The organism is Corynebacterium vitaeruminis DSM 20294 (assembly GCF_000550805.1).
Lineage (GTDB): Bacteria > Actinomycetota > Actinomycetes > Mycobacteriales > Mycobacteriaceae > Corynebacterium > Corynebacterium vitaeruminis.
In genome coordinates, this window is sequence record NZ_CP004353.1 from 2,921,469 (window position 1) to 2,931,780 (window position 10,312).

Annotated in this window: 12 protein-coding genes; 4 read left to right on the forward strand and 8 right to left on the reverse strand. The window is 63.3% G+C overall.

What is annotated here, in order from left to right; translation table 11 throughout:
• Positions 1–387 precede the first annotated feature (387 nt).
• The 4 genes from B843_RS13060 (at position 388) to B843_RS13075 (ending at position 3,754) form a co-directional block, all read left to right on the forward strand.
• A complete protein-coding gene (locus B843_RS13060; RefSeq protein WP_169729861.1) occupies positions 388–1,008 on the forward strand; it encodes a sigma-70 family RNA polymerase sigma factor in 621 nt (206 codons plus the stop codon).
• Positions 1,009–1,172: 164 nt separating this feature from the next.
• Entirely contained in the window at positions 1,173–2,108 is a 936-nt protein-coding gene (trxB, locus tag B843_RS13065) for a thioredoxin-disulfide reductase (RefSeq protein WP_025253935.1), read from the forward strand.
• 19 nt (positions 2,109–2,127) lie between these two features.
• Complete coding sequence (gene trxA, locus B843_RS13070) at positions 2,128–2,451, forward strand: thioredoxin (RefSeq protein ID WP_025253936.1); 324 nt, start codon at positions 2,128–2,130, stop codon at positions 2,449–2,451.
• 121 nt (positions 2,452–2,572) lie between these two features.
• Positions 2,573–3,754 (forward strand): N-acetylmuramoyl-L-alanine amidase, encoded by a 1,182-nt coding sequence (locus B843_RS13075; RefSeq protein WP_025253937.1) that lies wholly within the window; start codon positions 2,573–2,575, stop codon positions 3,752–3,754.
• 16 nt (positions 3,755–3,770) lie between these two features.
• Here the strand turns inward: B843_RS13075 and B843_RS13080 are convergent, their stop codons facing one another.
• From B843_RS13080 to rpmH, 8 genes are all read right to left on the reverse strand, one after another.
• Positions 3,771–4,424: a hypothetical protein gene (locus B843_RS13080; RefSeq protein WP_025253938.1), complete on the reverse strand. Its 654-nt coding sequence runs from the start codon at positions 4,422–4,424 to the stop codon at positions 3,771–3,773.
• A gap of 12 nt (positions 4,425–4,436) precedes the next feature.
• Positions 4,437–5,477, reverse strand: a complete 1,041-nt coding sequence (locus tag B843_RS13085) for a ParB/RepB/Spo0J family partition protein (RefSeq protein WP_025253939.1) — start codon at positions 5,475–5,477, stop codon at positions 4,437–4,439.
• A gap of 48 nt (positions 5,478–5,525) precedes the next feature.
• Entirely contained in the window at positions 5,526–6,503 is a 978-nt protein-coding gene (locus B843_RS13090; RefSeq protein ID WP_025253940.1) for a ParA family protein, read from the reverse strand.
• Positions 6,504–6,611: 108 nt separating this feature from the next.
• A complete protein-coding gene (gene rsmG / locus B843_RS13095; RefSeq protein ID WP_025253941.1) occupies positions 6,612–7,280 on the reverse strand; it encodes a 16S rRNA (guanine(527)-N(7))-methyltransferase RsmG in 669 nt (222 codons plus the stop codon).
• A gap of 163 nt (positions 7,281–7,443) precedes the next feature.
• Complete coding sequence (gene yidC, locus B843_RS13100) at positions 7,444–8,409, reverse strand: membrane protein insertase YidC (RefSeq protein ID WP_025253942.1); 966 nt, start codon at positions 8,407–8,409, stop codon at positions 7,444–7,446.
• A 5-nt stretch (positions 8,410–8,414) separates the two neighbouring features.
• Positions 8,415–8,705 (reverse strand): membrane protein insertion efficiency factor YidD, encoded by a 291-nt coding sequence (gene yidD / locus B843_RS13655; protein WP_155895212.1) that lies wholly within the window; start codon positions 8,703–8,705, stop codon positions 8,415–8,417.
• Positions 8,706–8,769: 64 nt separating this feature from the next.
• Entirely contained in the window at positions 8,770–9,168 is a 399-nt protein-coding gene (rnpA, locus tag B843_RS13105) for a ribonuclease P protein component (protein WP_025253943.1), read from the reverse strand.
• A gap of 71 nt (positions 9,169–9,239) precedes the next feature.
• A complete protein-coding gene (gene rpmH / locus B843_RS13660; RefSeq protein WP_081751605.1) occupies positions 9,240–9,383 on the reverse strand; it encodes a 50S ribosomal protein L34 in 144 nt (47 codons plus the stop codon).
• Between the last annotated feature and the right edge of the window lie 929 nt (positions 9,384–10,312).

Here is a 10,312-nt window from a genome sequence, read left to right on the forward strand (position 1 = left end):
GTCACAACAACGCTCCTCCGCGCGCATCGTCCACGGCGCGCGGGGGAGCGTTCGTCGTTTCACGTGAAACAAACCCTCAACCCCAGCTTGAGGGACGGCCGAGAGCGACAAACGGCCGTCCACCTTGGTGGTCAACGGGCCCCAGCCGCTCGGCCGTCGCGTAGGAAACAATTGGTTTAGATTCTCACTTGAAGCCGAACCCGGAGGCCTCAAGAGGGAAGCGGGGGACACCATTCCACTGCGAAGTTGTGAGAACGCACGTATCGGCCCCGAGGCTTTGCCTCGGGGCGACCACCACTCATCGATGACAGGGGATTCATGAGCAGGCCACACACTTCCTTACCGGACAACCACCACATCGCGGGCCCGCCGCCCGAAGGGCGCGCCATGACCCCAGCCTTCACAACTCGCCCATCGGATTACCTCCAATATTTGGGAACGGTCACGGTCACCACTCCCGACGAGGAGCTCATCGCCGACTTCCTTGCTGGCGACTACTACGCCTTCAATGACCTCGTGGCGAAGCATTTCAGGAGGGTCTGGTTCATCGCCAGGCGGTACACGGACAACATTGAAGACGCCAACGACGTCCTTCAGGACGGACTCTTGAAGGCCTTCCACAAGATTCATCAGTTCAAGGGCAACTCGAGCTTCGGCACATGGCTGCACCGGCTCATCCAGAACAACGCCTACGATCACTACAACAAGCGCAAGCATCACCAAGACACCGTGACCATCAACGGCGACGAGCCCAATCTCGAGATCGAGCGGGTCCTCAGCCACGATCCCACCGACGACATCGACCTCAGCATCACCATGCGCGACGCGCTCGACAAGCTCACGCCCGAGCACAGGAACGCCATCATCCTGGTGGATTTCCTAGGCTACGACGTGGACATGGCCGCGGGCGCGCTCGGCGTGAAGAAGGGGACCATCAAATCCCGCAGGGCGCGCGCGAGGGAACACCTCCGCAAGCACCTCGAACCCCTCGACGCACCGCCCGCCTAGGAGCTGGCACCGCCTACGGGGAAGGGAATTTAAAACCCCCCTAGACTGTTGTCTTGCAAGGAAGCACGAAGCGGTGGCCGCTAAACTGGGGCCACTACCAGCACCCCGTGAGGCGGGTGCATTATTTAGGACAGCTCCTTGCAGCTAGGAAGGCAGAAAACCCCATGTCTGAGGCACCTCACGTGCACGACGTCGCCATCATTGGCTCCGGTCCCGCCGGTTACACCGCCGCTCTCTACGCGGCGCGCGCCGAGCTCAAGCCCATCGTCTTCGAGGGCATCGAATTCGGCGGCTCGCTGATGACGACCACCGAGGTGGAGAACTTCCCTGGCTTCCCCGAGGGGATCATGGGCCCGGACCTCATGGACAACATGCGCAACCAGGCCGAGCGCTTCGGCGCCGACCTGCGCATGGAGCTGGTCACCAAGGTCGAGCTCGAGGGCGAGATCAAGAAGATCTGGGTTGACGACGAGGAGTACCAGGCACGCACGGTCATCCTCGCGACCGGCTCCGCGCCGCGCTACCTGGGCGTCCCGGGGGAGCAAACGCTGCTCGGCCGCGGCGTGTCCGCCTGTGCCACCTGCGATGGCTTCTTCTTCAAGGACCACGACATCGCCGTGATCGGCGGCGGCGACTCCGCTATGGAGGAGGCTACCTTCCTCACCAAGTTCGCTAGGTCCGTCACCATCGTCCACCGCCGCGAGGAGTTCCGCGCCTCGGCCATCATGCTGGAGCGCGCGAAGAACAACGAGAAGATCCGGTTCGCCACCAACAAGGTCGTCTCCAAGGTCCTCGGCGAAAACACCGTCAGCGGCCTCGAGCTCACCGACACCGTGACCGGCGAGACCTCCACCCTCGACGTCACCGCCATGTTCGTGGCCATCGGCCACGATCCGCGCTCGGAGATGTTCAAGGACCAGCTGGACGTGGACGACAAGGGCTACGTCCAGGTCGAGCACCCGTCCACCAAGACCTCGCTGCCGGGCGTCTTCGCCATCGGCGACCTAGTCGATTCCCACTACCAACAGGCCGTAACCGCCGCCGGCTCGGGCTGCCGCGGCGCCATCGACGCCGAGCACTACCTGGCCGAGCACGCTTAATCTAGATCGGAGAAATTTCATGAGCAACGCAGTAAACGTCACCCAGTCCACCTTCAAGTCCGTGGTCGTCGACTCGGACAAGCCGGTCCTCGTGGACTTCTGGGCGGAGTGGTGCGGCCCGTGCAAGAAGCTCGGCCCGATCATCGACGAGGTGGCCTCCGAGATGGGCGATCAGATCACCGTCGCGAAGGTCGACGTCGACGCCGAGCGCAATCTCGGCGCCATGTTCCAGATCATGTCCATCCCCACCGTGCTGATCTTCAAGGACGGCCAAAAGGTTTCCGAGTTCGTGGGAGTTCGTCCGAAGTCGGCCATCGTGGCGGAGCTGAAGAAGCACCTCTAACTGGTATTGTTGGGAAACAGCAATACAGCTGAGAAAATAGTAAACTGCTCGGTGCGCAGGTCAACGCTGCGCGCAGCAGTGCGCTTTTCCCAGAAGCGGAATCGAGGAGGAATGCATCAGCGTGTCTGAGATCCTGAGAGTCGGCGACCGGAGCCCTCGCGTAGCAGAGGTTAGGCTGGCGCTAGCCAGACTAGGGCTCATCGCCGAGTTCGATTCCTCCGTCGGCAACGCCAAGAACCAGACGTTCACCGACGCCGACACCCTCTTCGATGAGGCCCTCGAGAACGCCCTGCGCGGCTTCCAGCAGTCCCGAGGCATCATCGCCTCCGGCGACATCGACGAGACCACCCTGCGCGTGCTGCGCGAGGCCTCCTACCAGCTGGGCGCCCGCGTGCTCAGCTACCAGCCGGGCAACCAGATGGTAGGCGACGACGTCACCCAGCTGCAGAAGCAGCTCCAGGAGCTGGGCTTTTACGCCGACCGCATCGACGGCCACTTCGGCGAGCGCACCCACGCCGCGCTGGTGAGCTACCAGCTCAACTACGGCCTCAACACCGACGGCATCTGCGGGCCGAACACCATCCGCGCGTTCGGGCGCCTCGGCCGCCGCATCACCGGTGGCTCCGCCCAGGCCCTGCGCGAGCGCGCCCGCGTGCGCGACGCAGGCCCGAAGCTGGCCGGAAAGCGCGTCGTCATCGACCCCGCGCTCGGCGGTGCGCACAAGGGCCAGGTCGTCAAGGGACCCTTTGGCGAGATCACCGAGGAGGAGATCGTCTGGGATCTGGCCACCCGCGTCGAGGGACGCATGGTGGCCGCCGGCATGGAAACCATCATGTCGCGGCCCCGCCAGGACGACCCGTCCCACAAGGAGCGCGCGGACATCGCCAACGCCTTCGACGCCGACCTCATGATCTGCATCCAGTGCGACTCGTATCCAAACGACAAGGCCAACGGCGTGGCCACCTTCTACTTCGGCTCGGAGCAGGGAAGCTCCTCGATCACCGGTGAGTTGCTCTCGGGCTTCGTGCAGCGCGAGATCGTCGCGCGCACCGGCCTGGGCAACTGCGGCAACCACGGCCGCACGTGGGACCTGCTGCGCATCACGCAGATGCCCACCATCGAGGTGGTCATGGGCTATCTCACCAACCCGGACGACGTGGCCATCCTCACCGACCCCGCCCAGCGCGATGCCATCGCGGAGGCCATCGTCGTGGCCGTCAAGCGCCTCTACCTCCTCGACGACGACAACCAGCCCACCGGAACGTACAAGTTCAGCGAGCTGCTCGCCCAGGAGCTGCTCTAAGCGGCACGAACCGGGCTTATACGACCGCCCTCGACAACAGCTGCTCGACCGCCTCTGCGGTCAGCAGCGCGTGCGGGGGCGGCAATTCTATGCGCACCCGGGGGAATAGCGGGTGGTCCTGGATGACCTTGAATCCGGCGGATTCCAGCAGGTCAAGGCCCATTATCCCGTGCTCGGCGGCACGCTCGGCGATGGCGAGAAGCCTAGTCGTCTGGGTGGAGAGATCGCCGACGTAGTCGCGTCGATAAGCAATCGCCTCGACCGCGTGGACGTTGTGATTCATGAGCTCCGCGACCACGGCGTCAATGAGCACCGACTCCAGCCCGCACCCCGCGAGCGCGGAATCGATATGCAGCGAGGTGAGCAGGTGAGAATCGCTCGAGACGGGCGCTGTGGGCAGCTGAGCGGCCCCGGGGGCCTGGGCGGGGGAGCAGTGCAGCACCGAGGCGATCACGCGCTCTGAGGCGCCGGTGGCGGCGACGAGGTTGAACCCGCAGCCACCATCCAGCAGGACGGTCGCGAGCCAAGCCTCCTTCTCGAAGCGCGCGCTCCCATCCGCGATGACCTTCCCGGCCACGGCTGGGTCCAGCTCCCAGAACACGCTGGCGGCGCAGTCGGGATGCACGACGGCCACGGTGCGTGGCTCGATGCGCGAGAGCCTGGTACGCATGACCGCCCGGGCCTATCCCCGCAAAAGCCCCATGATGCGTTCGAAGTCCTCGCGGCCTCCGAACTCCACCACGATCTTGCCCTTGCGCTTGCCCATGGTCACAGACACCTTGGTGTCGAGGTTATCGGCCAGCGACTCGGCCGCGTGGGTGAGGTACTCCGGCGTCTCCGCCTTCGCGCGCGGGGCCTTCTGCGGTGCGTCGCCGCGGTTGAGCAGGGTGACGGCCTCCTCGGTGGCGCGAACTGACAGGCCCTCCGCGACGATGCGGTTCGCCAGAGCAACCTGCGCCTCTTCGCCTGTCTTAAGCCCCAGCAGGGCGCGGGCGTGGCCGGCGGACAAAACCCCCGCGGCAACCTTGCGCTGCACCTCGACCGGCAGGCTGAGCAGGCGAATCATGTTGGAGATCATCGGGCGGGAGCGCCCCAAGCGATCGGCGAGCTCGTTGTGGGTGACGCCAAATTCCTCGAGCAGCTGCTGGTAGGCGGCGGCCTCTTCTAGGGGGTTGAGCTGCACGCGGTGGATGTTCTCCAGCAACGCGTCGCGGAGCATGTTGGAGTCTTCCGTCTCGCGGACGATCGCCGGGATCGCCTTCAGCCCCGCCTTGGAGGCCGCGCGCCAGCGGCGCTCGCCCATGATGATCTCGTAGCGATCGTCGCCGGTCTCGCGGACCACAATGGGCTGCAGGAGGCCAAACTCCTTGATCGAGTGGACGAGCTCGGAGAGGTCGTCCTCGTCGAAGACGTTGCGCGGGTTCTTGTCGTTGGGGATGAGCAGCCCGATCGGGATCTCCCGGTAGGTGGCGCCGAACTCGGACTCCGCCGCCTGCCCCGCGGGGGAGTGCTGCTCGTGGTGGGCCGCGGCCTCCGCGAGGATGGGGTTAATGCGCGCGCCGGAGGCGTCGCGGGCCACGGGCTTGTGCTCGTCCTTGTGGGAATCGGGGCCGAAGACCACGTCGGCGGCGGTGGAGCCGATGCGCGTGCCCGGGCTGGGGCTCGACGTGATCAGCGCTGCCAGACCTCGACCGAGGCCGCCCTTGCGGGTTTCCTGGTTCATTAACTACCGTTCCTCTTGCTTACTCGTAGGTGCTGGGGGACGGGGTGTTTATCCCTCGTGATCCTCGTCGTGGTTGTCCGCGGGCGCTCCCGCCTGCTCCTGCCGCACTCCGGCGGGCGGGACCCCGATGGCCCCGGATTCCTCGGTGGGCAGGAAGTCCCCGCGCTGCGCAAGCTCGCGGGCCGCATCCATGTAGGCCATCGCACCGCGGGAGCCCGGGTCGTAGCTGAGCACGGTCTGTCCGTAGCCGGGGGCCTCGGACACCTTCACCGAGCGCGGGATCTTGGTGCGCAGCACCACGTCGCCGAAGTGGCCGCGGACCTCGTCGGAGACCTGCTCGGCCAGCTTGGTGCGGGCGTCGTACATCGTGAGCAGGATGGCGGAGATGTGCAGCTCGGAGTTGAGGTGCTGCCGGATCATTGTGATGTTGTTGAGCAGCTGGCCCACGCCCTCCAGCGCGTAGTACTCGCACTGGATGGGGATGAGCACCTCGGTGACCGCGGTCATCGCGTTGATGGTGAGCAAGCCGAGCGACGGGGGACAGTCGATGATGATGTAGTCGAAGCCCTGTTCCTGCATGAACGGGGTGCTCAGCGCGTCGTGGAGACGGTACTCGCGGCGCACCATGGACACCAGCTCGATCTCGGCGCCGGCCAAGTCGATGGTCGCGGGGATGCAGAAGAGGTTCTCGCTGGCGGTGGAGGGCTGCAGTGCCTGCTCGGCCGTGCACTCGCCGATGAGCATCTCGTAGCTCGACAGGGTGCCCGCGCGATGCTCGACGCCGAGCGCGGTGGAGGCGTTGCCCTGCGGATCGAGGTCGACAACGAGCACCTTGAGCCCGTTGAGCGCGAGCCCAGCGGCGATGTTGACGGAGGAGGTGGTCTTGCCCACCCCGCCCTTCTGGTTCGCAACAGTCAGGCGCCGGGGCTGCTCGGGTTTTGGCAGGCTAAGTTGGTTCGTTAGCACCTGGGCCGCCCGATGTGCCGCGGCGGCAATCGGCGTATCTTCCCAGTTCAGTTCCTCCATGAGCCCCTTCTTCACGGCTTTTTCGCGGCCCTCATGACCATGAGACCCGACAGACGTACTTCATCTACCTTAGTGGTTTTCACTCAGGCGCTCCACACCCGCTGCCCGCTAGCGCACCTTTGTCAGCGCGATGAGCGTCGTCGGTTCCGGCAGCTGCTTTCCGACGCTAAAGATCTCGGCCTTGCCCCCGCCGGCCCGCCTAATGGCCTCGGCGTCCCGCTCGAGCTCCTCATTCACGCTGGAACCCTTCATTGCGATCATTTTCCCTCCCTTGGACAGCAGGGGAAGGGACCAGCCGGCGAGCTTGCCCAGCGGCGCCACCGCCCGCGAGGTGACCACGTCGACGCTTCCTAGCTGCTTGCGCACCGCTTTCTCCTCGGCGCGGCCGCGGATGACCGTGACGTTCTCGAGCCCGAGCTTGTCGACGACCTCACCCAAGAACACCGAGCGCTTGAGCAGGGGCTCGATGAGGGTGATCCTGAGGTCTGGGCGCGCCAGCGCAAGCGGGATGCCCGGCAACCCCGCGCCCGAGCCGATGTCCGCCACGCTCGCGCCGTCATCCATGGCCTCCCCGATGACCGCGCAGTTGAGGATGTGGCGATCCCACAGCTTGGGGATCTCACGCGGGCCCATGAACCCGCGGATGGAACCGTCGGTGGCGAGCAGCTGATGGTAGGCGATGGCCTTGTCGAGGTTCTCGCCGAAGATCTCCTCGGCGACGGCTGGCGGGGGTAGCAGCTCGTTGCCCTGGGCATCGACAGGTTTCACGTGAAACATCCTCACTTTTCCTTTGCGGGCGTTGGTACGTAGACAACTTAACACGCGCCCCCGACACGGCCGCCACCAGCACAAATCCGTGCGGGCACCGGCCGAAGGCACGACGTCGAAAAGCAGAAAGCCGCTAACACGCGGTGTGCTAGCGGCTGTGCAGAAATGCTATTTACTTCTTGCGCTTATTTCCCTTGCGCTTGGGGTTGTCTGGGCGCTGGCCCGGCTTCGGGGCGCTGGCGCGCTTGGCTTCCTTCTTGGCGGCGATCTCGGCCTCCTCCTCGGCGTCCATCTTGGCGAAGACGGCGCGCTGCTGGAAGAAGGTCCAGACGTTGTTGGAGACCATGTAGAACAGCAGGCCGATGTGCCACAGGGCACCGGTGAACAGGATGGTCAGCGGCATGAACCACAGCATCATCTTGTTCATCATGTCCGTCTGCATCTGCATCTGGTCGTTCGTGGCCGGCTTCTGCTTACCGGAGGCGATGCGCGACTTCTGGCGCTCGACCGACAGGCGGGCGTTCATGTGCGTCGCGATGACGATGATGAGGATGAGCGGCGCGGCCACCATGATGATGTTCGTGCGCGTGAAGTCGACCGGCTGGAAGGCGTTGTACATGCTGTCCGGCATCGAGATGTAGGCCGACAGCGGGACGCCGAACAGGCGGGCGTCTAGGAAGGACTGCACGTCGGTGGCGTTGAAGATGTAGTTCGCGGTCTCACGGTTCTGCTCCACCGACAGCCCCAGCTGGCCGGTGCCCGTGCCGGTGCGGTTGAAGGAGCGCAGCACGTGGAACAGGCCGATGAACACCGGGATCTGGACGAACATCGGAAGGCAGCCGGCGATCGGGTTGACACCCATCTCCTTCTGGACCTTGCGGGTCTCTTCCATCATCTTCTGCTGATCATTCGCGTACTTCTTGCGAATCTCCTGCATGAGAGGCTGGAATTCCTGCATCCGGCGCATCGAACGCATCTGGTTAACGGTCGGCCGCACCAGAAGGGCACGAATGGTGAAGGTCAGCAAGACGATCGCCAGCACCCAGGAGATGCCGGAATCAGGGTTCAGAACAAGGCTGACTGCCTTGTGCCAGAACCACAGAATTGCCGAAATCGGATAGTAAATGAAATTGAGCACCTTATTCAGGACTCCTTGTTTTCGGTTGTCAGCAGGTCTGGGGATGAGGAAGCCGCGGGGCCTTTCGGCCGCGCCGCCTTCATCGAGGCACTCGGGGGAACCGGATCGAATCCTCCCGGATGCCAGGGGCCACACTTGGCCAACCGCGCGAGCGTCAGAACAAGGCCTTTGAAAGCGCCATGGGCGGAAATCGCCTCCAGCGCGTACGCGCTGCACACTGGCTCGAAACGGCAGGTAGAGCCCATTTTAAGGGCAGAAAGGTATTTTTGGTAAAAACGCACCGCGCCGTAGAGCATTTTGGCGGCGAAACCCCGCGGCTCGGGGGCCACTTCCGGCACCCGCCCGCTCGCGGCCCCGGCGCTACCGGCGAAGGGCTTTGTCCAGTGCTGCTCGCACATCGCGGCTCAGCTCCTCGTAGGTTGCGCTTGCCGACGCCGGCAATGCTCGAATGACGACGGTTGCCTCCGGCGGCAAGGTCGGCGCCACGGACAGGAACACGTGCCGCAGCAGGCGGGAGACGTGGTGCCTCGTGACGGCGTTGCCGACGGCCTTGGACACCACCAGCCCGCAGCGCGGGCCGCCGAAGGAGGCGAGCTCTCGGGTCTTCATAGCCCGCGGCGAGCCCGCATCTGGCGCGGATGCCGCCGAACGATTGATGCGTACATGCACAACAGCGGTGTTCCTGCCTGCACGCTTACCCTTCCGAATCGTCCTTCGGAACTCTTCGGAGCTGGTGAGCTTGTGCTGGGCGGGAAGCACCGCTGTTGCTTTCTCTTCTTTTAAACGACGAAACCGTTGTGGTGGTTGACGCGTGAAGAATCTGGCGCGTACTAGGCGCTCAGCTTCTCGCGACCCTTGCGACGACGTGCAGCCACGATTGCGCGACCAGCACGGGTTGCCATGCGGGTACGGAAGCCGTGCTTACGTGCGCGACGACGGTTGTTCGGCTGGAACGTCCGCTTGCCCTTTGCCACGGTAAAACTCCTATGTAAGTAGCAGGTGACCACAGCCGCACACCAGTTTCACCTGTGCGGGGCCGCGCACGAATAACTGTGCGCGCTCTGCTTAGGCATACCCAAGCAGGGAGGCCACCCAAAAGATGGATGATGAAGTGAGAGCCACTGAAGAAGTGGACGCCACCCGCGTCCGCCGCGAAAGGCGAGGGCGCGGTGTTCTCGAAAAGCACGTGCGATTGACGCAAAAAATTACGCCCGTTGCAGTGTCAGACTCGTCTAGAGTACGCGAGCCAGCACGCCCTAAACAAATCGACACACCTTCCCCCCGAAACTACCCCTTAAATCCCATGATTGTAATTACAAGGGCAGCTCATAGCTACTTTTGCCGGTCACGCGCGGTGCGACACGCGGAAAATTTGACATTTTTGTTCGGGAGGGCGATTTCTCAGTTCACTTTCGCGGCGTGAAAGAAATCATTTTTAGACAACTTATCCACACAACGAGTAACAATGACGGGAGAGAGAAAATCACACAGTGTGATTAAACGGGGTTGTGGATAACTCTCAACTTAAACTTGAGGTTTCCGCATCCGTCCGCGATTTATGCAGGTCACGAGCATATTTCCGGAGGTGGATTTTGTTCACAGGGCTGTGAAAGACTTGTGGATAACTTTATGCACAACCCCACCGCAGGGTTTTCCACAGCTGTGGATAACTCCTGTGGATAGCGAGGTCAGCGAGTTGTTCACTTGTGGACAAAACGGTGAACTCGATGTGACAAGGAAAATGACAAAAAATGGCGCGAACCTGTTTTTCTGTGGACTATTTCCCGCAAACCCCCGCGTGTAGGCGGCGTTTTCCACAGGCTTTGGGCGATAATTGCCAAGTTTTGTCTTTAAAAAAGCAAAACAATCACAGACTGAACGAAGTTTCTACAAAGGATTACAA